General features: G+C 66.0%; 21 protein-coding genes and 2 tRNA genes. 14 read left to right on the forward strand and 9 right to left on the reverse strand.

What is annotated here, in order from left to right:
- The first annotated feature begins 61 nt into the window (after nucleotides 1–61).
- The 5 genes from sigM (at nucleotide 62) to AC5Y4T_RS09005 (ending at nucleotide 4,297) form a co-directional block, all read left to right on the forward strand.
- Nucleotides 62–646, forward strand: coding sequence for an RNA polymerase sigma factor SigM (gene sigM, locus AC5Y4T_RS08985; RefSeq protein ID WP_499917452.1), 585 nt, complete (start codon nucleotides 62–64; stop codon nucleotides 644–646).
- Nucleotides 647–720: 74 nt separating this feature from the next.
- A complete protein-coding gene (locus AC5Y4T_RS08990) occupies nucleotides 721–1,491 on the forward strand; it encodes an RsmA family anti-sigma factor (RefSeq protein ID WP_499952760.1) in 771 nt (256 codons plus the stop codon).
- A 93-nt stretch (nucleotides 1,492–1,584) separates the two neighbouring features.
- Complete coding sequence (trxB, locus tag AC5Y4T_RS08995) at nucleotides 1,585–2,595, forward strand: thioredoxin-disulfide reductase (protein WP_499952761.1); 1,011 nt, start codon at nucleotides 1,585–1,587, stop codon at nucleotides 2,593–2,595.
- Nucleotides 2,592–2,945 carry a thioredoxin gene (trxA, locus tag AC5Y4T_RS09000; protein ID WP_406813330.1) on the forward strand — a complete coding sequence of 118 codons (354 nt, stop codon included), beginning with the start codon at nucleotides 2,592–2,594 and terminating at the stop codon, nucleotides 2,943–2,945. Before trxB ends, trxA begins: the two co-directional genes overlap by 4 nt.
- Nucleotides 2,946–3,076: 131 nt before the next feature.
- Nucleotides 3,077–4,297 (forward strand): N-acetylmuramoyl-L-alanine amidase, encoded by a 1,221-nt coding sequence (locus AC5Y4T_RS09005; RefSeq protein WP_499917449.1) that lies wholly within the window; start codon nucleotides 3,077–3,079, stop codon nucleotides 4,295–4,297.
- Nucleotides 4,298–4,300: 3 nt separating this feature from the next.
- Here the strand turns inward: AC5Y4T_RS09005 and AC5Y4T_RS09010 are convergent, their stop codons facing one another.
- The 9 genes from AC5Y4T_RS09010 to rpmH form a co-directional block, all read right to left on the reverse strand.
- Complete coding sequence (locus AC5Y4T_RS09010; RefSeq protein WP_499917448.1) at nucleotides 4,301–5,068, reverse strand: acetyltransferase; 768 nt, start codon at nucleotides 5,066–5,068, stop codon at nucleotides 4,301–4,303.
- A gap of 266 nt (nucleotides 5,069–5,334) precedes the next feature.
- Nucleotides 5,335–6,321 carry a ParB/RepB/Spo0J family partition protein gene (locus tag AC5Y4T_RS09015; RefSeq protein WP_499952762.1) on the reverse strand — a complete coding sequence of 329 codons (987 nt, stop codon included), beginning with the start codon at nucleotides 6,319–6,321 and terminating at the stop codon, nucleotides 5,335–5,337.
- A 17-nt stretch (nucleotides 6,322–6,338) separates the two neighbouring features.
- Complete coding sequence (locus AC5Y4T_RS09020) at nucleotides 6,339–7,355, reverse strand: ParA family protein (protein ID WP_499917446.1); 1,017 nt, start codon at nucleotides 7,353–7,355, stop codon at nucleotides 6,339–6,341.
- Entirely contained in the window at nucleotides 7,352–8,089 is a 738-nt protein-coding gene (gene rsmG, locus AC5Y4T_RS09025; RefSeq protein WP_499952763.1) for a 16S rRNA (guanine(527)-N(7))-methyltransferase RsmG, read from the reverse strand. The genes AC5Y4T_RS09020 and rsmG overlap by 4 nt, the downstream gene beginning before the upstream one ends.
- 72 nt (nucleotides 8,090–8,161) lie before the next feature.
- The gene (locus AC5Y4T_RS09030; RefSeq protein WP_499952764.1) at nucleotides 8,162–8,728 is read right to left on the reverse strand and encodes a Jag family protein; all 567 of its coding nucleotides are present in this window, start codon (nucleotides 8,726–8,728) and stop codon (nucleotides 8,162–8,164) included.
- Nucleotides 8,729–8,808: 80 nt separating this feature from the next.
- Nucleotides 8,809–9,897: a membrane protein insertase YidC gene (gene yidC, locus AC5Y4T_RS09035; protein ID WP_499952765.1), complete on the reverse strand. Its 1,089-nt coding sequence runs from the start codon at nucleotides 9,895–9,897 to the stop codon at nucleotides 8,809–8,811.
- The gene (yidD, locus tag AC5Y4T_RS09040) at nucleotides 9,881–10,228 is read right to left on the reverse strand and encodes a membrane protein insertion efficiency factor YidD (RefSeq protein WP_499952766.1); all 348 of its coding nucleotides are present in this window, start codon (nucleotides 10,226–10,228) and stop codon (nucleotides 9,881–9,883) included. The genes yidC and yidD overlap by 17 nt, the downstream gene beginning before the upstream one ends.
- Entirely contained in the window at nucleotides 10,225–10,584 is a 360-nt protein-coding gene (gene rnpA / locus AC5Y4T_RS09045) for a ribonuclease P protein component (RefSeq protein WP_499952767.1), read from the reverse strand. Before rnpA ends, yidD begins: the two co-directional genes overlap by 4 nt.
- Nucleotides 10,585–10,607: 23 nt before the next feature.
- Entirely contained in the window at nucleotides 10,608–10,751 is a 144-nt protein-coding gene (gene rpmH / locus AC5Y4T_RS09050; protein ID WP_003874369.1) for a 50S ribosomal protein L34, read from the reverse strand.
- Between the two features lie 594 nt (nucleotides 10,752–11,345).
- On the opposite strand from rpmH, the gene dnaA reads away from it, so the two are divergent.
- The 9 genes from dnaA to AC5Y4T_RS09095 all read left to right on the forward strand — a co-directional run bounded on the left by dnaA (nucleotide 11,346) and on the right by AC5Y4T_RS09095 (nucleotide 22,544).
- Nucleotides 11,346–12,881, forward strand: coding sequence for a chromosomal replication initiator protein DnaA (dnaA, locus tag AC5Y4T_RS09055; protein ID WP_499917440.1), 1,536 nt, complete (start codon nucleotides 11,346–11,348; stop codon nucleotides 12,879–12,881).
- Between the two features lie 567 nt (nucleotides 12,882–13,448).
- Nucleotides 13,449–14,648, forward strand: a complete 1,200-nt coding sequence (gene dnaN, locus AC5Y4T_RS09060) for a DNA polymerase III subunit beta (protein WP_499952768.1) — start codon at nucleotides 13,449–13,451, stop codon at nucleotides 14,646–14,648.
- A complete protein-coding gene (recF, locus tag AC5Y4T_RS09065; RefSeq protein ID WP_499952769.1) occupies nucleotides 14,649–15,806 on the forward strand; it encodes a DNA replication/repair protein RecF in 1,158 nt (385 codons plus the stop codon). It abuts the gene before it with no gap.
- Nucleotides 15,803–16,360 carry a DUF721 family protein gene (locus tag AC5Y4T_RS09070; protein ID WP_499952770.1) on the forward strand — a complete coding sequence of 186 codons (558 nt, stop codon included), beginning with the start codon at nucleotides 15,803–15,805 and terminating at the stop codon, nucleotides 16,358–16,360. Before recF ends, AC5Y4T_RS09070 begins: the two co-directional genes overlap by 4 nt.
- A gap of 257 nt (nucleotides 16,361–16,617) precedes the next feature.
- Nucleotides 16,618–18,651 carry a DNA topoisomerase (ATP-hydrolyzing) subunit B gene (gene gyrB / locus AC5Y4T_RS09075; protein ID WP_499952771.1) on the forward strand — a complete coding sequence of 678 codons (2,034 nt, stop codon included), beginning with the start codon at nucleotides 16,618–16,620 and terminating at the stop codon, nucleotides 18,649–18,651.
- Between the two features lie 31 nt (nucleotides 18,652–18,682).
- Nucleotides 18,683–21,199 carry a DNA gyrase subunit A gene (gene gyrA / locus AC5Y4T_RS09080; protein WP_499952772.1) on the forward strand — a complete coding sequence of 839 codons (2,517 nt, stop codon included), beginning with the start codon at nucleotides 18,683–18,685 and terminating at the stop codon, nucleotides 21,197–21,199.
- Nucleotides 21,200–21,288: 89 nt separating this feature from the next.
- Nucleotides 21,289–22,179 (forward strand): DUF3566 domain-containing protein, encoded by an 891-nt coding sequence (locus tag AC5Y4T_RS09085; protein ID WP_499952773.1) that lies wholly within the window; start codon nucleotides 21,289–21,291, stop codon nucleotides 22,177–22,179.
- A gap of 70 nt (nucleotides 22,180–22,249) precedes the next feature.
- A tRNA-Ile gene (locus tag AC5Y4T_RS09090) sits at nucleotides 22,250–22,323 on the forward strand.
- Between the two features lie 148 nt (nucleotides 22,324–22,471).
- Nucleotides 22,472–22,544, forward strand: a tRNA-Ala gene (locus AC5Y4T_RS09095).
- The last annotated feature ends 113 nt before the right edge of the window (nucleotides 22,545–22,657 follow it).

The following is a 22,657-nucleotide window of genomic DNA, read 5'->3' on the forward strand; positions in this document are numbered from 1 at the left end:
CACTCACATGAGCCCGTCCAAGTGAAGTGCCGCGCCATAGGCGATTGGTTAATGTCCGGCCGTGGGCTTCGGGAGAAACGCCAAGCACGAGCGCAGTGACGCCGAACTGCTCGCAGCCCATGTGGCGGGCGACCGTCACGCCTTCGGCGAGCTCTTCGGACGGCACCAGCGGCACCTGCACCGGCTTGCCCGGCTGACCACCCGCACGCCCGAGGACGCGGAAGACGCGCTGCAAGATGCCATGCTTTCCGCGCATCGCGGTGCGGGCGCATTCCGGCACGACGCCGCCGTCGGCAGCTGGCTGCACCGCATCGTCGTCAACGCCTGCCTGGACCGGCTGCGCCGCACCAAAGCGCATCCGACCGTGCCGCTGGAAGACATCTATCCGGTTGCCGACCGCACGGCTCAGGTCGAGACCAAGTTGGCCGTGCAGCGCGCCCTGATGCGGCTCCCCCTCGAACAGCGGGCCGCGGTGGTGGCCGTCGACATGCAGGGTTACTCGGTGGCCGACACCGCCCGCCTGCTCGGCGTCGCCGAAGGCACGATCAAGAGTCGCTGCGCTCGCGGCCGGGTCCGGCTTGCCGAGCTGCTGGGCTACCTCGACGCCGACACACACGCCCTGCCAGACGCCGCCGGCCAGCCCTGACTGTGCCCGACATGCAACCGGCCGCGCGGGGCTATGCGTGGCCATCGGGGCGCGCATGACGGACACTGTGTGCGATGAGTGCACCGGACGACGATGCGGCAAGTGACCGCAACCCGGGATCAGACCGACCGCTGACCGTCGAACTGCTCGCCGACCTACAGGCCGGGCTCCTCGACGACGAGACCGCCGCCCGCCTCCGCAGCCAAGTCCGCGCCGACCCGCATGCCGCCGCCGTGCTGGGTGCCTTGAACCGGGTCCGCAACGACGTCGCCGCCGTCGGCGTCGACCAGGGCTCCGCACCCGACCCGCCCCCGCGGGTAACGGCCCGGATCGCGGCGGCACTGCGTTCCGCGGAGCCCGCTTCCGGTGATGCGGCGGAACCGCCCGTTCACTCCGCTCGCCCACACATCCGTCCGGCCCGGGCCATCGCGGCCGCGGCGGGCCTGTGCGCGGTGCTCTTCGCGATCGGCGTCGGGACCGTCGCGCTCCTGCATGCTCCCGAACCCGTCCCGGATACCCCTGGCGACGTCCAGCACATCACGCTGTCGACACCACCGATGGAGATCCCGCTCTCGCGGAACGAGATCCTCGGCCTGCTCGACCGCAGCCCCGACTACGGAACGCTCGACGACCCGGGGCGGCGCGCCTCCTGCCTCACCGGCCTCGGCTATCCGGCGTCGACGCCGATCCTGGGCGCACGCCCGGTCGAGATCAATGCCCGCCCCGGCGTCGTTCTGGTGGTACCCGGCGACAGCCCACACGTCCTGGCCGTCTTTGCGGTCTCCCCCAACTGCAGCGCCGCCGATACCGGCCTACTGGCCAACACCGGGGTCCCCCGCCCTTAATGTGGTGCGATAGCAGGTGCGACCCACCCGGGAACAGCCGTGCCTACGCTGGTGTTTACACAGATCCAGAGACGAATCGTTTGAAAGGTTTTCATGACCTCCGACACTGTGCATGACGTGATCGTTATTGGTTCGGGTCCTGCTGGGTATACCGCGGCGTTGTATACGGCGCGGGCGCAGTTGGCGCCGGTGGTGTTTGAGGGGACGTCGTTCGGTGGGGCGTTGATGACGACCACCGAGGTGGAGAATTTTCCGGGTTTTCGCGACGGGATCACCGGTCCGGAGTTGATGGATGAGATGCGTGAGCAGGCGTTGCGCTTCGGTGCGGATCTGCGGATGGAGGACGTCGAATCGGTCTCGCTCGACGGTCCGGTCAAGACGGTGACCACGGCTGAGGGTGAGACGGTGCGGGCGCGGTCGGTGATCTTGGCGATGGGTGCCGCCGCGCGCTATTTGGGGGTGCCCGGCGAGCAGGAGCTGCTGGGCCGCGGCGTGTCCTCGTGCGCTACCTGTGATGGGTTCTTCTTCAAGGATCAAGACATCGCTGTGATCGGCGGCGGGGACTCGGCGATGGAGGAGGCGACGTTTTTGACCCGGTTTGCCCGCAGCGTGACGTTGGTGCACCGGCGCGAGGAGTTCCGGGCGTCGCGGATCATGCTGGACCGCGCCCGGGCCAACGACAAGATCACCATCGTGACCAACAAGGCGGTCGAGGCGGTCGAGGGCGAGTCCACTGTGACGGGTTTGCGGCTGCGCGACACCGGCACCGGGGAGGTCTCGACGTTGGCGGTGACCGGGGTGTTCGTGGCCATCGGCCATGACCCGCGCTCGGAGCTGGTGCGCGACGTGCTCGAGACCGACCCCGAGGGTTATGTGCTGGTGCGGGGCCGCACCACCAGCACGTCGATTGATGGGGTGTTCGCCGCCGGGGACCTGGTGGACCGCACCTATCGCCAGGCCATCACCGCCGCGGGCAGCGGCTGCTCGGCGGCCATCGACGCCGAGCGCTGGCTCGCGGACCACGAAGAGTCCAGCGCCGCCGCGCAAGGCGACGCAACCGAATTTCCGGGCAGTACCGACACATTGATTGGAGCACCACAATGACCGACGCCGAAAAAGCCGGTGCCACAATAGAAGTCTCCGACGCGTCGTTCTCAACCGACGTGCTATCCAGCAATAAGCCTGTGCTGGTTGACTTCTGGGCAACGTGGTGCGGCCCCTGCAAGATGGTGGCGCCGGTTCTCGAGGAAATCGCCAGCGAGCGGGGCGAACAGCTCACGGTCGCCAAGCTCGACGTGGACGCCAACCCCGAAACCGCACAGAACTTCCAGGTGGTCTCCATCCCCACCCTCATCCTGTTCAAAGACGGGCAGCCGGTGAAGCGGATCGTCGGCGCGAAAGGCAAGGCGGCGTTACTGCGGGAGCTCTCGGACGCCGTTCCCAACCTCAGCTGATTTCAATTACGTCGCCGCACCACGCCCCGCGCACAGCCTGCGGTTTTCCGAAATCTGAGAAGCGTCTGCGACAATACCGGTAGCTGTTGCCCAACATCTGAGCTTGTCAATAGTCCCGGAGGGCCCTTGGTATGTCGAGTCCGCGCCGCGAATACGGCGACGCGCTGCGTTGTGGTGACCACAGCGCAGCTGTGACCGAAATTCGGGCGACGCTGGTCACACTGGGCCTGCTGGATAGCTCCGAGGACGATCTCAACACCGGCCGGCACGTGGCCCTCGAACTCTTCGACGCCGAACTCGACCAAGCGGTCCGTGCCTTCCAGCAGCATCGCGGCCTGCTGGTGGACGGCATCGTCGGCGAAGCGACCTACCGCGCGCTCAAGGAGGCGTCGTATCGGCTCGGTGCCCGCACGCTGTATCACCAATTCGGGGCCCCGCTGTTCGGCGACGACGTCGCAACGCTGCAGGCGCGGCTGCAAGATCTGGGCTTCTACACCGGCCTAGTCGACGGATATTTCGGCCTGCAGACCCACAACGCATTGATGTCCTACCAGCGCGAGTACGGGCTTTCCGCCGACGGTATCTGCGGCCCAGAAACGTTGCGCTCCTTCCATTTCCTGAGTTCGCGGGTCACCGGCGGATCTCCGCACGCGCTCCGCGAAGAAGAGCTGGTTCGCTCATCTGGCCCCAAATTGTCTGGCAAGCGGATCATCATCGATCCGGGCCGCGGCGGCGCGGACCACGGCACGATCATGCAGGGCCCGTCGGGACCGATCAGCGAAGCAGATGTGTTGTGGGACTTAGGCAGTCGTTTGGAAGGGCGGATGGCCGCCATCGGCATGGAGACATTCCTGTCGCGACCGGTCAACCGCAGCCCCCTCGACGCCGAACGCGCCGCCACCGCCAATAACGTCGGCGCCGACCTGATGATCAGCCTGCGCTGCGAAAGTCAGATCAGCGCCGCGGCCAACGGGGTGGCTTCCTTTCACTTCGGCAACTCGCACGGTTCGGTGTCCACCATCGGGCGCAACCTCGCCGACTTCATTCAGCGAGAAGTGGTGGCTCGCACCGGTTTACGGGACTGTCGGACACACGGCAGGACGTGGGATCTGCTGCGCCTGACCCGGATGCCGACGGTACAGGTCGACGTCGGCTACATCACCAACCCTCGGGACCGCTCGATGCTGGTCTCGACGCAGGCCCGCGACGCCATCGCCGAGGGGATCCTCGCCGCGGTGAAGCGGCTCTACCTGTTGGGCAAGAACGACCGCCCCACCGGCACCTTCACGTTCGCCGAACTGCTGGCCCACGAGCTGTCGGTGGAACGCACCAGCCAACTCGGCGGCTCCTAATTCTCAACCGCCCGGGGCGGTTTCGGGCGCATTCGCTGTCGTAGACCCCGCTGCCGTGGAGCCGGCGCCGACCGGCTGCTCCAGATGTGCGTTCTCCAGCAGGCGCTCCAGGGCGGCCTCCACCTCCGCCTTCCAGCCGAGGCCCTTGTCGAGTTCCAGCCGCAGCCGCGGGAAGTACGTATGTGGCGCTACCACAACGAAACCCGTGTCCTTCAAGAATTCCGCATCCATGACACAGTGGTCCACCGAGCAGTCGCCGACGGCTTCCAGCACGGGCCGTACGTCGGGTCCGACCAAGCGCGGATCCTGCAATTCCGACGCCGCCGGGGTACGGCCGAACGCCTCGAGTGCGCGCACGCCGCGGCGTACCAGTTCATCGATGACCCGGGCGATCAAGCCGTGCGGGAGGTCGTCGGCCGCCGGCCCGGGTTCGATGCCCATCGACGTCAACAGCACCGCGTCGGCGGACACCGGACCGGTGGGGAACCGCTGTGCCCGCGGCACCGCCCGCGGCGGCGCGTAGAACACGTATCCCAGACACGGGGGCTCGGCTTGGCTTCGCTCGTCCGGGACAGCGGTGGCGACTTGCCCACACGATCCCCACTCCAGCATCACCATCGACAGCCATGCTTCTTTTTCGAATTCGGGGTCGGCGAGGTGGTCCTGATTACCGAGGGTCGCTGGATCGACTTCCCAGAAGACGCACCGGCGTGCGTGCTTGGGAAGCTGCTCGAACGCCTCGAGCCGTAGCGGCATGATTCGAGCGGACACTAGCCTCCTGGCTCTTGTGCGGTACTGCAGCCATCTGCGCCGGCAACCCCTCCAGGATAGGAGAGGTGGTCGTCATCGGGCCAGCTTTGGCCTGGTCATCGAGATTGGCGCGCAACACGGCCGGCCTTGTGGCGCCGCCGCGGCCGCCTATGCTCGAAAGTCGTTGATGCGCATGCCGTTTCGTCGAGCCACAGCACCCGGGACGGATGAATTTGTCACAAAGGTTGTCCGAGTGTCACAGTGACGTAATTACACGGTGTCCTCGTTCACGGCTTGGGCGGGGACATAACGTCGAGAATCCGCTGTAGATCGTCCACCGAACCGAACTCGACCACGATCTTGCCCTTGCGCTTGCCCAGGCTGACCGTGACGCGGGTATCGAAGGCGTTCGACAGCCGGTCGGCAACGTCTTGCAGGCCCGGCATCTGGATGGGTTTGCGGCGCGGGGCCGTCGGCGTGGCCGTACCACTCCGGTTGGCCAACGTGACCGCCTCCTCGGTTGCCCGCACCGAGAGTCCCTCGGCGACGATCCGGGTGGCCAGCTCCTCCTGAGCCTCGGGGCCGGCCTCGAGCGACAGCAGGGCGCGAGCGTGACCGGCGGACAGCACTCCGGCGGCCACCCGCCGCTGAACCGCGATCGGCAGCTTGAGCAATCGGATCATGTTGGTGATCAACGGCCGCGACCGGCCGATCCGCGCCGCCAGTTCATCGTGGGTGACGCCGAATTCGTCGAGCAGCTGTTGGTAGGCGGCCGCCTCTTCCAACGGGTTCAGCTGGACCCGGTGGATGTTTTCCAACAGGGCGTCGCGCAGCAGATCGTCATCGCCGGTCTCGCGCACGATGGCCGGGATGGTCGCCAAGCCGGCCTCTTGAGCCGCGCGCCAGCGCCGCTCCCCCATCACGATCTGGTAACGCGCCCCGGTAGCGGAATCCTTGACGGCTCGCACCACGATCGGCTGCAAGAGGCCGAACTCGCGAATGGAGTGCACCAGCTCCGACAGGGCTTCCTCGTCGAAAACCTGCCGGGGCTGACGCGGGTTGCGTTCGATGTCGGCCGGCGCGATCTCGCGATAGACCGCGCCCATCGACGACGCGTCCTGCGGTGGCGGGCCACCGATCAAGACGTCCGCGGCGGCGTCGCCCATCCGCGGGCCAAGCGTCGCCGGCCCCGAGTCGCCCTCCGCGGGACCGGTCGGGATAAGCGAAGCCAGGCCCCGGCCGAGGCCACCCTTTTTGCGTAACGGCTGCGTCATGGTCGTCCCTTCGGTGGTCAGTCGCGCTCGGCGAGTTCGCGACTCGCGTCGAGGTAGCTCATCGCCCCGCGTGAGCCGGGGTCGTAATCGATGATCGTCATGCTGTAGCCCGGTGCCTCGGAAACCTTCACGCTGCGCGGAATGACCGTGCGCAACACCTTGCTCCCGAAATACCGGCGTACCTCTTCGGCGACCTGGTCCGCGAGTTTGGTGCGCCCGTCGTACATGGTCAGCACCACGGTGCTCACCTCGAGCTTCGGATTCAGGTGCGCCTTCACCATTTCGATGTTGCGCATCAATTGCGAGACGCCCTCGAGGGCGTAGTACTCGCATTGGATCGGGATCATGACCTCCGGCGCGGCGACGAGCGCGTTGATGGTCAGCAGCCCGAGCGATGGCGGGCAGTCGATAAAGACGCAGTCGAAATCCAGGTTCTCCAGGTCGGCCAGTGCGGTGCGCAGCCGGTTCTCGCGCGCCACCATGCTGACCAATTCGATTTCGGCACCGGCCAAATCGATCGTGGCCGGGATACAGAACAGGCGTTCATTGTGCGGGCTTTGCCGCAGCGCGTCGTGCACGGCGACCTCGCCGAGTAGGACCTCGTAGGAGGAGGGCGTCCCCGATTGCCGATCGGTGATGCCGAGCGCCGTGCTCGCGTTGCCCTGCGGATCGAGGTCGATCACGAGGGTCTTGAGTCCCTGTAGTGCGAGCGCGGCCGCGAGGTTGACGGCGGTCGTCGTCTTGCCGACTCCGCCCTTCTGGTTGGCGACGGTGAAGACCCGGCGCCGGGACGGCTTGCGCAGCGGCGGGTAGGTGGTGTGCAGCACCCGCATCGCGCGTTCGGCGGCCGCTCCGATCGGGGTGTCGAAATCGACCACTGTTTCACGTGAAACATTCGCCGTCGCGGTCGGCGCGGAGGCGACCGGCGGCGGTGCCGGCACGTCCGAATTCGCCGCCGCTGGGCCCGCCGCGCCCGCTCCGTGGACGCCTGCCGGCGCTTGCGAGGCCGGGGGCCAATCGCCTGAAGAAGTCATCGGTTTCCGGCCTTCCCGGTCCGTGCCGATTTGTGGTGCGGCGGCTTTCCGCGTCGCGCTGAAACTACGGTTGCGGGGGGACGCAAATAGTTCGCGCCACATGTCACCACCCTGACATCAGCGGCGCCCGATGCTGTCATCACACGCCGGAATTGTTCAACTTCATCGAAGGCCCGCTCCCCCTTGATGGCGAGCATCCGCCCGGCGGGCCGCAATAACGGCAAGCTCCACTTCGTCAACTTGTCCAACGACGCAACCGCTCGCGACACCGCAGCATCCCTCTCCCCAAACCGGTTACGCACTCCCGGTTCCTCCGCACGGCCTCGGACCACCTCGACGGCTAACCCTAGTTCGTCGGCCACCTCGTTGAGAAATTCGCTACGCCGCAGCAGCGGCTCGAGCAGCACGACCTCGATATCGGGCCGCGCGATCGCCAGCGGTATCCCCGGCAGCCCCGCCCCGCTGCCGATGTCGACAATCCGCTCGCCCCGGTCGAGGAGCTCGGCGAGTACCGCGCTATTGAGAATGTGGCGGTCCCAAATGCGGTCGACTTCGCGCGGGCCGAGCAGCCCACGTTCCACCCCCGCGGTAGCGAGAATTTCAGCATACCGTCGTGCGATTTCGAACCGGTCGCCGAAGATCGCGGCTGCGGCGTCTTCGCCGCTGTGGTTCCCGGCGTCCCCCGAGCGGTCCGCCCCGGGGTTCGTGGGGCCGCCATGTTTCACGTGAAACATCCTCTAGTCGGTGCACGCGACCCACGCAGGCCGGCGGGCGGCGGGAAACTACACCGCTGTAACTCTGTGCGGTCAGCCGCGCAGGACGACCACGCGACGCGCGGGCTCAACGCCCTCGCTCTCGCTGTGCACCCCCGAGACCGCGGCGACGGCGTCGTGCACGATCTTGCGTTCGAACGGCGTCATCGGCGCAAGCTCTTCGCGCTCGCCGGATTCGAGCACCCGGCGCGCGACCTTGTCGCCCAGCGCCGCCAGCTCCTCCCGCCTCCGCCGGCGCCAGCTCGCGATGTCGAGCATCAATCGGCTTCGCACTCCGGTCTTTTGGTGCACCGCCAGTCGGGTGAGTTCCTGGAGCGCGTCGAGAACCTCGCCCCCGCGACCCACCAACTTGTTCAAGTCGTCGCTGCCATCGATGCTTACGACGGCGCGGCTGCCCTCGACGTCCAAGTCGATGTCGCCGTCGAAGTCCAACAGGTCCAACAACTCTTCGAGGTAGTCGCCGGCTATCTCTCCCTCGGCGACCAACCGCTCCTCCAGGTCATCCATCTCCTCCGAACCGGCATCTGCGGCATCTTCGGCGGCCGATCGTGTGTCGATCTCCGTATCAACGTCGCGCTCGGTGGTGTCGGCGTCTGCCATGTCTTCTCTCCTCAATCCATGGGCCCCAGCCCAATTGGGATCGCCCTGTGCGGGCGGCCCTGATAGCTATTCCGCCCGTATCAGCGTTTGCGCTTTTTCGGTCTGGCCCCGGGCCGCGGCGTGCGGTTGCTCGGGCCCCCGCTCGCGTCAGGTGCCGGGCCGTCAGCCACATCGGCATCCGTCGCCGCGGGCGCGTCGGTGTCGCCGTCGGCCGCCGGCGAACCGTTTCCGGTCGGCGATGCCGCCTTGGGATTCCGCTTCGGCTTGGCACCCGGCGCCGGCGCATTCGCCGCCCGGCGTTGAATCGCTTCCTGCTTCTTGGCTTCGTCCTCTTTCTCGATCATCCCGAAGACGTAGTGCTGCTGCCCGAAGGTCCAGATGTTGTTCGCGAACCAGTACAGGATGATCGCGAGCGGAAGGAACGGCCCACCGACCACGACGCCGAGCGGGAACACGTACAGGGCGAGCTTGTTCATCATCGCGGTCTGCGAGTTGGCCGCCGCCTCCGGACTCTGCCGCGCGACCGACGCCCGGCTGTTGAAGTAGGTCGCGACACCGGCCAGGATCATCACCGGCAGGCCCACCGCAATGACGGCCGGCCGGCTGAAGAAGGTGAACGCATCCAACCCCGTGCGCTGCGTCATGAAGGCGCCGATCGGTGCGCCGAACAAGTTGGCGTCCAGGAAGTGCCCGACGTCCGTCGGGGTGAAGACGTAGTTTCCGGTCAACCGGTTCTGCGCCACCGACAGGTGGGGCTGCCCGAAGCCGCCGGTGGTCCGGTTGAACGAGCGCAGCACGTGATACAGACCGATGAACACCGGGATCTGCGCCAACATCGGCAGGCATCCCAGGATCGGGTTGAAGCCGTGTTCGCGCTGAAGCTTCTGCATCTCGAGCGCCATGCGCTGGCGATCCTTGCCGTACTTCTTCTGCAGCGCCTTGATCTGCGGCTGCAGCTCCTGCATCTGGCGGGTGGTGCGGATCTGCCGAACGAAAGGCTTGTAGAGCAGCGCGCGCAGGCTGAAGACCAAGAACATCACCGACAGCGCCCAGGCGAAGAAGTTCGACGGCCCCAGCAGGGAGGCGAACAACTTGTACCAGACCCACATGATCCACGACACCGGGTAGTAGACGAAGTCGAGGCTGAAGAAATCAAACAAAGGATCCACTCTCCCCTCGCGACGCTCGGACAGCCCGGGCGTCGCTGGCATCTTGGCAATTCACGTGGCTTCCGGGGCGGTCCGGTATCGGATCCCATCCGCCGTCATGCCATGGTCCGCACTTGGCGAGTCTGGCCGCAGCCAACCAGCTCCCCCGAATCAGGCCGTACTCGTTGAGCGCATCGACGGCGTACTGGCTGCAGGTCGGGACGAAGCGACATGTCGCCGGGCGTAGCGGCGACACCATATGCCGATACAGCTGGATCAGAAAAATCACGCCGCGCGCGGCCAACCGTCCAGACGCACGGGCGAACGCGAGCGGCCGGGTCCACGCGGTCACGACGGACTCCCGTCCGTTGACACTCGTCGCAGACAGCGGCGCAGCTCCTGCTCGAGTCGGGCCGAGGAGGCGGTCCGGCTGCTCGGCAGCGCACGGATCACCAGCTGATCCGATTGGCCGAGCTCTCCCAGCAGGGTGCGGGCGACATGCCGCAGCCGGCGAGCGACGCGATGCCGTTCGACGGCGGATCCGACGGGCTTGCCCACCACCAATCCGACGCGGGGCGCGCGAGTTTCATCGCAGTCCGATCCCCGGCGAAGGTGCACGACGACGTCCGGCTGCGCGAGACGAATCCCGTGCTTCACCGTCGCGTCAAAGTCAATTGACCGCGTCATGCGGTTGCGTGCGGGAAGCACCGCTGAAAAACCTGACGCTGCGATCAGGCAGAGAGCGCGCGGCGACCCTTGCGGCGGCGACCGGACACGATCGCGCGCCCGGCACGTGTACGCATCCGCAAGCGGAAGCCATGCACGCGGGCTCGGCGCCGGTTATTCGGCTGGAAGGTCCGCTTGCCCTTGGCCACGACGTTCTCCTCGTTGTGCTGCCGTCCGGCCGCTCAGACGTTTCGCATCGGGCTCGTCTGCGGTTCGACCGGAGGTGGTCTTGGTGCTGCTGGCCGGCGCGGTCCCCAGGTGGTTCGGGTCGCAGCCGTATCGCCGACTTTCGGGCGACTGTTTGAGGGTACTGACGAGCCTTCGCCTGGTCAAACCTGGCTTGCCACAACGAACCCGCGGCGTGGCGAGAAGAAAGATTTCCGTTTCGATCACACTCGCCGCGGCCGGGGCTACCATAACGAGCCGAAGCAAGCCCCACGTACCCTAAACGACCCGATTGGAATGCGGCAGAACTGTTGGCAGCCGAACGGAAAACTGTTAGCTTCTGCGAAGTCGTTTTAGACGACAAGCGGCGCTCGGCAACGAAGCGAGGATGGTGGATCGACTAGCTGAGACAACCCCTCGAGGTTCTCTTTCAGCGCGGAGATCGCGAGCCGGCCAGTAGGCTGTGGCTCGCCTACGATCATCCTGTCCACACCTGTGTATAACTATGTGGACAGTTGTTTTGTCACCAAGCGCGGTGTAATCGGGTCGGGACGTTCGAGAACCAGGGAGATGCGTCGTTGACCGATGACCCCGGTTCCAGTTTCACGACAGTGTGGAATGCGGTCGTTTCCGAACTCAACGGGGAACCCACCGCAGACGGCATGGCCGCCAATCGCGCGACCCTTGTCACTCCCCTCACTCCGCAGCAACGAGCGTGGCTCAATCTGGTCCGCCCGCTGACCATCGTCGAGGGATTCGCCCTGCTGTCGGTGCCGAGCAGTTTCGTGCAAAACGAGATCGAAAGACATCTCAGGGCCCCGATCACCGACGCGCTCAGCCGCCGGCTCGGGCAGCAGATCCAGCTGGGAGTCCGCATCGCTCCCCCGCCCGACGACGTGGACGACGCGCTCATCCCGCCGGCGGAACCGTTCCCCGGATCCGACCAGCCCTTCCCCGCCGACGACGCGGCCGTCGACACCGAGGAAGCTTTCGAAAACAGCGAAACCGTCAACGACAACCAGCCGGGCTGGCCCAACTACTTCACCGAGCGTCCGCACGCGATCGATCCGGCCGTGGCCGCCGGAACGAGCCTCAACCGCCGGTACACGTTCGACACCTTCGTCATCGGCGCCTCCAACCGGTTCGCTCACGCCGCCGCCCTGGCGATCGCGGAAGCGCCGGCCCGGGCCTACAACCCGCTGTTCATCTGGGGTGAGTCCGGTCTGGGCAAGACCCATCTACTGCACGCCGCCGGGAATTACGCGCAGCGCCTCTTCCCGGGGATGCGGGTCAAGTACGTCTCCACCGAGGAATTCACCAACGACTTCATCAACTCGCTCCGCGACGACCGCAAGGTCGCGTTCAAGCGCAGCTACCGCGACGTCGACGTGCTGCTCGTCGATGACATTCAGTTCATCGAGGGCAAGGAAGGTATCCAGGAGGAGTTCTTCCACACCTTCAACACCCTGCATAACGCCAACAAACAGATCGTCATCTCGTCAGACCGGCCGCCCAAACAGCTGGCCACCCTCGAAGACCGGCTCAGAACGCGGTTCGAGTGGGGCTTGATCACCGATGTGCAGCCCCCCGAGCTGGAAACGCGCATCGCCATCTTGCGCAAGAAGGCTCAGATGGAGCGCCTGGCGGTCCCCGACGACGTGCTGGAACTCATCGCGAGCAGCATCGAACGCAACATACGAGAGCTCGAGGGAGCCCTCATTCGGGTGACCGCATTCGCCTCGCTGAACAAAACGCCGATCGATAAGGCGCTGGCCGAGATCGTGCTGCGCGACCTGATCGCCGATGCCAGCACCATGCAGATCAGCGCGGCCACCATCATGGCGGCTACCGCCGAATACTTCGACACCACCGTGGAGGAACTCCGCGGCCCGGGGAAGACCCGGGCGCTGGCGCAGTCGCGCCAGATCGCCATGTATCTGTGCCGCGAACTCACCGATCTCTCACTGCCCAAGATCGGGCAGGCCTTCGGCCGCGATCACACGACGGTCATGTACGCGCAGCGCAAGATCTTGTCCGAGATGGCCGAGCGGCGTGAGGTTTTTGATCACGTCAAGGAGCTCACCACTCGCATCCGCCAGCGCTCCAAGCGCTGAGCCCTCCTCTCCCCAGCGCCGCGGAACGAGCGATTTTCGGGCTTCGGCCGCCCGTGTTCGGAATTTTTTCGAGAAACTTCACGCGCGTCTGTCACACGAGTCCCACCGAGGGCATGTGGGCAGGGCTGTGCACAACGCGATTAATCAACCGTGTATCAACGCCGCCGGGGTGCACAGCCGTCGTTCGTCCCCACCCGCCCAACACGTCACCCACAGGCGTTCACTGCGCGATGCACAACCCGATCGTGGCGCTAGCTGCACCAAGGCGATGCTGTCCCCAGAATGCACAGGACTTAATACTGGTACTGAGATATCTTCATCGGTTCTTCTTTGAAATACAGGCTTGGGGACGCGCCGCGCACATCCGTCGTCCGGACCTTCGTCGGGCCGGGTTGTCGGGCTTTGCGATTAGCTTTCAAGATGGCGTCGAAGGATCTACGGTTGTTCTTCGACTGCCGTTGCGGTCGTCGTTGGCATTACCGCCATCGGCGTTCGTGGCGGAGCCCCGTGCTAGCGGGGGCGGCTAGCCAATTGGATTCGAAAACGCTGGGTAGGTGAAGGGACGCTATGGACGCGGCGACGACAACGGCTGGCCTCAGCGACTTGAAATTTCGTTTGGTGCGGGAGTCTTTCGCAGACGCGGTGTCATGGGTGGCGAAGAATCTGCCGTCCAGGCCTGCCGTGCCCGTGCTTTCCGGTGTGCTGCTGTCGGGGACCGACGAGGGCCTGACGATCTCCGGATTCGATTACGAGGTTTCCGCCGAAGCGCAGGTTGCAGCCGAAATAGCTTCTCCGGGAAGCGTTTTGGTATCCGGTCGGCTGCTGTCGGACATCGTGCGGGCGTTGCCCAACAAACCGATCGACTTCTACGTCGACGGTAACCGGGTGGCGCTGCATTGCGGAAACGCCAGGTTCTCGCTGCCGACGATGGCCGTTGAGGATTACCCGACGTTGCCGGCGCTGCCGGAAGAGACCGGGACGTTGCCCGCTGATCTGTTCGCCGAGGCGATCAGCCAGGTTGCCATCGCGGCCGGCCGTGACGACACGTTGCCGATGCTGACCGGGATCAGGGTGGAGATCTCCGGGGACACGGTGGTTTTGGCAGCCACCGACAGGTTCCGTTTGGCAGTCCGTGAGCTGACTTGGTCGGCGGCCTCGCCCGACATCGACGCCGCGGTCCTGGTCCCGGCCAAGACGCTGGCCGAAGCCGCCCGAACCGGCGCCGACGGCTCCGAGGTCCGCTTGTCGTTGGGCGCGGGATCGGGCGTCGGAAAAGACGGATTGCTCGGCATCAGCGGTAACGGCAAGCGCAGCACCACGCGCCTACTCGATGCCGAATTCCCGAAGTTCCGTCAGTTGCTGCCGGCCGAGCACACGGCGGTCGCGACCATCGATGTGGCGGAGCTGACGGAGGCCATCAAGCTCGTCGCACTGGTGGCCGACCGGGGCGCGCAGGTCCGGATGGAATTCACCGAGGGGTCGCTGCGGCTATCCGCCGGCGCCGACGACGTCGGCCGCGCCGAGGAAGATCTGGCGGTCGATTTCGTCGGAGAGCCGCTGACGATCGCGTTCAACCCGACGTATCTGACCGACGGGCTGGGATCGGTCCATTCCGAGCGGGTGTCTTTTGGTTTCACGACCCCGGGCAAACCGGCGTTGCTGCGACCGGCGTTGAGCGACGACAGCCACCCGACGGGCACGGGCCCCTACGGCGCCCTACCGACCGATTACGTCTACTTGTTGATGCCTGTCCGGTTGCCTGGCTAGGTGTACGTCCGGCATTTGGGACTGCGCGATTTCCGGTCCTGGGCACACGCCGACCTCGAATTGCAGCCTGGTCGGACGGTCTTCATCGGATCCAACGGCTTTGGGAAGACGAATCTTCTTGAGGCGCTGTGGTATTCGAGCACCATGGGCTCCCATCGGGTGGGAACGGACGCGCCATTGATCCGCGCCGGTGCCGACCGCGCCGTGGTTTCCACGATCGTGGTCAACGACGGCCGGGAGTGCGCGGTCGATCTGGAGATCGCGGCGGGCCGGGCCAAGAAGGCCCGGCTGAACCGCTCACCGGTGCGCAGCACCCGCGAGGTGATCGGGGTGTTGCGCGCGGTGTTGTTCGCTCCCGAAGACCTCTCCCTGGTCCGGGGTGACCCGTCCGACCGGCGGCGCTACCTCGACGACTTGGCGACTGTTCGCAGACCGGCGGTGGCCGCGGTGCGCGCCGACTACGACAAAGTCCTGCGGCAGCGCACCGCGCTGTTGAAATCGCTGTCCGGCGCCCGCTATCGCGGCGACCAGAGCGCACTGGACACTCTCGACGTCTGGGACAGCCGCCTCGCCGAGCACGGTGCCCAATTGATGGCCGCCCGCATCGGTTTGGTGAACCAATTGGCACCCGAGGTGGAGAAGGCCTATCAGCTGTTGGCCCCCGGATCGCGTGCCGCTTCCATCGGCTATCGATCCAGCCTGGGTGCCGGCGCCGCGGCGGATATCGCCGATGCCGACCGTGACTTCCTGGAAGCCGCCTTGCTGACGGCCTTGTCGGCGCGCCGCGATGCGGAGCTGGAACGCGGCATGTGCCTCGTCGGGCCACACCGCGACGATCTGGAATTGTGGCTCGGCGACCAGCCCGCGAAAGGCTTTGCCAGCCATGGGGAATCGTGGTCGTTGGCGTTGTCGTTGCGGCTGGCCGCCTACGAGTTGCTGCGAACCGAAGACAGCGAACCGGTGTTGTTGCTCGACGACGTGTTCGCCGAACTCGACGCCGCCCGCCGCCGCGCGCTGGCCACGGTGGCCGAATCGGCCGAACAGGTGTTGGTCACGGCGGCTGTGCTCGAAGACATTCCGGCGGGCTGGGATGCCAGGCAGCTCCATGTCGACCTGCGCGACAGCGACGCCGGGCGGGTATCGGAGATGCGCTCATGACCGGCGGGGACGAAGGGTCGCCTCGCACCGAGCCGTCGAACGCCCTGAGCGGGATCGATTTGGTCCGGCGCACCCTCGAGGAAGCGCGCGCGGCGGCCCGAGCTCAGGGGAAAGACGCCGGCCGCGGCCGCGCGGCCGCCCCCGCCCCGCGCCGTGTGGCGGGCCAGCGACGCAGTTGGTCTGGGCCGGGTCCCGATGCCCGCGATCCCCAGCCCCTGGGCAGGCTGGCGCGTGATCTGGCGAAGAAACGCGGTTGGTCGGCCCAAGTCGCCGAGGGGACGGTGCTCGGCAACTGGGTGACCGTCGTCGGCCACCAGATCGCCGACCACGCCGCACCGACCGCCCTCAAGGACGGGGTGCTGAGCGTGGCCGCCGAATCGACGGCGTGGGCCACCCAATTGCGCATGATCCAGGCACAGTTACTGGCCAAGATCGCGGCCGCCGTCGGCAACGGAGTGGTGACGTCGCTGAAAATCACCGGCCCGGCCGCGCCCTCGTGGCGCAAGGGGCCGCGCCACATCGCTGGACGGGGCCCGCGCGACACCTACGGTTAGGGGGTCGACGACCCGGCCGCGGATCCCCAGATGGGGGTTTGTCCACAGCCCCTGAAATCCGCCAGGACGACGCGGACCCCCTCGACATACGTCGGGACGCGGCCAGAATAGAGAAATCGTCCGCACGGCGCGGTTAGCTGGGTAGAAACGCGCCCAGAATATCGGTGCGGGCGGGTGCTCACGCTAGACTGACGGGATGCGACTGTTGCGGTGATCAGGAACCGCCCGCATGAAACCCCAAGGAGAGCATTCCGACCGTGGCTGCCCAGAAGAAGAAGGCACAAGACGAATACGGCGCTTCGGCGATCACCGTGCTCGAAGGCCTCGAGGCCGTCCGCAAACGCCCCGGCATGTACATCGGATCCACCGGAGAGCGTGGCCTGCACCACCTCATCTGGGAGGTGGTGGACAACTCGGTCGACGAGGCGATGGCCGGCTACGCCGACAAGGTCGACGTCCGCATCCTCGGCGATGGCAGCGTCGAGGTCTCCGACAACGGCCGCGGCATCCCGGTGGCGATGCACGCGACCGGTGCCCCCACCGTGGACGTGGTGATGACGCAACTACACGCCGGCGGCAAGTTCGGCGGTGAGAACAGCGGCTACAACGTCAGCGGTGGTCTGCACGGCGTCGGTGTGTCGGTGGTCAACGCGCTCTCGACGCGCCTCGAGGTGGACATCGCCCGCGACGGCCACGAATGGTCGCAATATTACGACCGCGCCGTGCCCGGCACCCTCAAACAGGGCGAGGCCACCAAGCGCACCGGCACGACCATCCGATTCTGGGCCGATCCCGAGATCTTCGAGACCACCGAGTACGACTTCGAGACCGTCGCGCGCCGGCTGCAGGAAATGGCCTTCCTCAACAAGGGGCTGACGATCAACCTCACCGACGAGCGGGTGAGCGACGAAGAGGTCGTCGACGAGGTCGTCAGCGACACCGCCGAAGCGCCCAAGTCCGCGCAGGAAAAAGCCGCGGAATCCACTGCGCCACATAAGGTCAAGCACCGCACCTTCCACTACCCCGGTGGGCTCGTCGACTTCGTCAAGCACATCAACCGCACCAAAAGCCCGATCCAGCAGAGCATCATCGACTTCGACGGCAAGGGTCCGGGCCACGAGGTCGAAATCGCGATGCAGTGGAACGGCGGCTACTCGGAATCGGTGCACACCTTCGCCAACACCATCAACACCCACGAGGGTGGTACCCACGAAGAGGGCTTCCGCAGCGCCCTGACGACGGTGGTCAACAAGTACGCCAAAGACAAGAAGCTGCTCAAGGACAAGGATCCGAACCTCACCGGCGATGACATCCGCGAGGGCCTGGCCGCGGTGATCTCGGTCAAGGTCAGCGAACCGCAATTCGAGGGCCAGACCAAGACCAAACTGGGCAACACCGAAGTCAAGTCGTTCGTACAGAAGGTCTGCAACGAACAACTCACGCATTGGTTCGAAGCCAACCCCGCGGACGCCAAGGTCGTGGTCAACAAAGCCGTGTCGTCGGCCCAGGCCCGCATCGCCGCCCGCAAAGCGCGAGAGTTGGTCCGCCGCAAGAGCGCCACCGACCTCGGCGGGCTGCCAGGCAAGCTCGCCGACTGCCGCTCCACCGACCCGCGCAAGTCGGAATTGTATGTGGTGGAGGGTGATTCGGCCGGCGGTTCGGCCAAGAGCGGCCGCGACTCGATGTTCCAGGCCATCCTGCCGCTGCGCGGCAAGATCATCAACGTGGAGAAGGCCCGCATCGACCGGGTTCTGAAGAACACCGAAGTCCAGGCGATCATCACCGCGCTGGGCACCGGCATTCACGACGAGTTCGACATCACCAAGCTGCGTTATCACAAGATCGTGCTGATGGCCGACGCGGACGTCGACGGGCAGCACATCTCGACATTGCTGCTGACGCTGTTGTTCCGGTTCATGCGGCCGCTGATCGAGAACGGACACGTGTTCTTGGCGCAGCCGCCGCTGTACAAGCTGAAGTGGCAGCGCAGCGACCCCCAATTCGCCTACTCCGACCGCGAGCGCGACGGGTTGCTCGCCGAGGGCCGCAAGGCCGGCAAGAAGATCAACGCCGAGGACGGCATTCAGCGCTACAAGGGTCTGGGCGAGATGGATGCCAAGGAGTTGTGGGAGACCACGATGGACCCGTCGGTGCGGGTGCTGCGCCAGATCACCCTCGACGACGCCGCCGCGGCCGACGAGTTGTTCTCGATCCTGATGGGCGAGGACGTCGACGCCCGCCGCAGCTTCATCACCCGCAACGCCAAAGATGTTCGCTTCTTGGATGTTTAAGACGTACCCGTCTAACTCGAACGAGGAATAGATGACAGACACCACGCTGCCGCCCGGCGGCGATGCCGCCGACCGCATCGAGCCGGTCGATATCCAGCAGGAGATGCAGCGCAGCTACATCGACTACGCGATGAGCGTGATCGTCGGCCGGGCGCTGCCCGAAGTCCGGGACGGCCTCAAGCCTGTGCACCGCCGGGTGCTCTACGCAATGTTCGACTCGGGCTTCCGCCCGGACCGTGGCCACGCGAAGTCGGCCCGCTCGGTCGCCGAGACGATGGGTAACTACCACCCGCACGGCGACTCGTCGATCTACGACACCCTGGTCCGGATGGCGCAGCCCTGGTCGCTGCGCTACCCGTTGGTCGACGGGCAGGGCAACTTCGGTTCGCCGGGTAATGACCCGCCGGCCGCGATGAGATATACCGAGGCGCGACTCACCCCGCTCGCGATGGAGATGCTGCGTGAAATCGACGAGGAGACAGTCGATTTCATCCCCAATTATGACGGCCGCGTGCAGGAACCGACCGTGCTGCCCAGCCGGTTCCCCAACCTGCTGGCCAACGGCTCCGGCGGTATCGCGGTCGGCATGGCGACCAACATCCCGCCGCACAACCTGCGGGAGTTGGCCGAAGCCGTCTACTGGTGCCTGGACAACCACGAGGCCGACGAAGAGGCCACACTCGCCGCGGTCTGCGAACGGGTCAAGGGCCCGGACTTCCCCACCTACGGCCTGATCGTCGGGTCGCAAGGCATCCACGACGCGTACAACACCGGCCGCGGCTCCATCCGGATGCGCGGAGTCGTTGAGGTGGAAGAAGATTCACGCGGCCGCACCTCGCTGGTGATCACCGAGCTGCCATACCAGGTGAACCACGACAACTTCATCACCTCGATCGCCGAGCAGGTCCGCGACGGCAAGCTGGCCGGCATCTCGAACATCGAAGACCAGTCCAGCGACCGGGTCGGTCTGCGCATCGTGGTGGAGATCAAGCGCGACGCCGTGGCCAAGGTGGTGCTGAACAACCTCTACAAGCACACCCAGCTGCAGACCAGCTTCGGCGCGAACATGCTGTCGATCGTCGACGGGGTGCCGCGCACGCTGCGGCTCGACCAGATGATCCGCTACTACGTCGCGCATCAACTCGACGTCATCATCCGGCGTACCACCTATCGGTTGCGCAAGGCGAACGAACGCGCACACATCTTGCGCGGTCTGGTCAAAGCGCTCGACGCGCTCGACGAGGTGATCGCCCTGATCCGGGCGTCGGAGACCGTGGAGATCGCGCGGGCCGGCCTGATCGAGCTGCTGGACATCGACGAAATTCAGGCCCAGGCCATCCTGGACATGCAGCTGCGCCGGTTGGCCGCCCTGGAGCGCCAGCGCATCATCGACGACCTGACCAAGATCGAAGCCGAGATCGCCGACCTGGAAGACATCCTGGCCAAGCCCGAGCGGCAGCGCCGGATCGTGCACGACGAGCTCGCCGAGATCGTCGACAAGCACGGCGACGAGCGCCGTACCCGGATCATCGCCGCCGACGGTGACGTCGCGGACGAGGACCTGATCGCCCGCGAAGACGTGGTGGTCACCATCACCGAGACCGGCTACGCCAAGCGGACCAAGACCGACCTGTACCGCAGCCAGAAGCGCGGCGGCAAGGGGGTCCAGGGCGCCGGGTTGAAGCAGGACGACATCGTGCGGCACTTCTTTGTGTGCTCGACGCACGACTGGATCCTGTTCTTCACCACCCAGGGCCGCGTGTATCGCGCCAAGGCCTACGACCTTCCGGAGGCCTCGCGGACCGCTCGCGGTCAGCACGTCGCGAACCTACTGGCCTTTCAGCCCGAGGAGCGGATCGCTCAGGTCATCCAGATCAAGAGCTACGAGGACGCGCCCTATCTGGTGCTGGCCACCCGCAACGGTCTGGTGAAGAAGACCAAGCTGACCGATTTCGACTCGAACCGGTCGGGCGGGATCGTGGCGGTCAACCTGCGCGACGGCGACGAGCTGGTCGGTGCGGTGCTCTGCTCCGCCGAGGATGACCTGCTTCTGGTGTCGGCCAACGGCCAGTCCATCCGGTTCTCGGCGACCGACGAAGCGCTGCGCCCGATGGGCCGCGCCACGTCCGGCGTCCAGGGCATGCGGTTCAACGCCGACGACTACCTGTTGTCACTCAACGTCGTCCGCGAAGACACCTACCTGCTGGTGGCGACGTCGGGCGGATACGCCAAGCGAACCGCGATCGAGGAGTATCCGGTGCAGGGCCGCGGCGGCAAGGGAGTCCTGACGGTGATGTACGACCGCCGGCGTGGCAGGCTGGTCGGTGCGTTGATTGTCGATGAGGACAGCGAGCTCTACGCAATCACCTCGGGAGGCGGCGTCATCCGCACCGCAGCGGGCCAGGTCCGCAAGGCGGGACGGCAGACCAAAGGCGTGCGCCTGATGAACCTGGGTGAGGAGAACACGCTGTTGGCCATCGCCCGCAACGCCGAAGAAAACGCGGACGAGGTCGTCGAGCAAAGCGACGGTGCGGAGTCAGATAGTTAGTCGGTAGCGAGCCACTAGACTCAGCCCGACCAGACATAACGCGACTGCCACCGCCTGGGCGGCCTGGGTAGCTGACCAAAGGAGTCGGGGTGACCTCACCGAACGAGCCGGGCACCCCCAAGCAGGGGGATGGCCCCAACGGGGATGGTTCGACCGAACGCGCCGGTGCGCGCCACGGGGCGCCGCCCGCACAGGCGGGCCGCGCTCAGGAGGGCGGGGATGGACCACCGTGGCAGCGCAGTGGTGCCCGGCCGCAGGACCCGGGCCCTCGCCAGAACGAGCCGTTCACCGAGAAGCGACCACCGGGCCAGGCGGGCGGCGTCGAAGCCCGGTTGAACCGATTCATCTCCGGCACCGCGGCGCCGGGGGCCGGTGCCGGATCGCATGCCAAAGAGCCGGAGCCCGCGACCACCCGCGGTGAACATTCGCCGACCGAGGCCTATGCCAGCGAATTACCCGACCTGTCCGGCCCGGTGCCGCGCGGCCCGCACCGCAAGCCCGCCCCCGAGCGGCCCGCGGAATCGCCGGCCTCATCGGCGGGACGTCCGGCCGTCGGCGAAACCCGGGAGGGCCGAGAAAACCGCGATAGCCGGGTGCAGGTATCACGCCGCACGCGCGGCCCGGTGCGCGCCAGCATGCAGATCCGCCGCATCGATCCGTGGAGCACGTTGAAGGTGTCGCTGCTGCTCTCGGTGGCGCTGTTCTTCGTCTGGATGATCGCCGTCGCATTCCTGTACCTCGTGCTCGGCGGCATGGGCGTGTGGTCGAAGTTGAACAGCAACGTCGGGGACTTGCTGAACAACACCAGCGGCAGCAGCGGCGAACTGGTGTCCAGCGGCACCATTTTCGGCGGTGCCGTTCTGATCGGGCTGGTGAACATTGTGCTGCTGACCGCGGCGGCCACCATCGCCGCATTCGTCTACAACCTGACGACCGATCTGATCGGTGGCATCGAGGTCACGTTGGCGGACCGCGACTAGCATGGGTGCTGCAATTTTGGGAGTCGGGCGGGGATTGCGGTAATCTCGTCGCTCGGCCGTACGCGAGTACGGGCCTATAGCTCAGGCGGTTAGAGCGCTTCGCTGATAACGAAGAGGTCGGAGGTTCGAGTCCTCCTAGGCCCACAACCATGTGCCCGTCAAGACGTTGCGTAAGACTCGCACTGCCGCTGGGACTTATCGCCGTATTGGCGGCGGTGGCGTGGTCGCGACGTGGAGTCGAGGTCTGGCACGTGGCTGTGGATGACCAAGGTCAGCCACTCGGTCACGATGAGGGGCCTTAGCTCAGTTGGTAGAGCACCGCCTTTGCAAGGCGGGTGTCAGGGGTTCGATTCCCCTAGGCTCCACAAGTCTCACGCGCAGCGACGGGCCGACCGCCTTCTAGTTAACTCTTGTCTCGCACATAACCTGGGTTTCCGGATACCCCCGCGGACCCGTGGTGATCAGCTAACATGCCCGA

The organism is Mycobacterium sp. NGS11 (genome assembly GCF_059813315.1).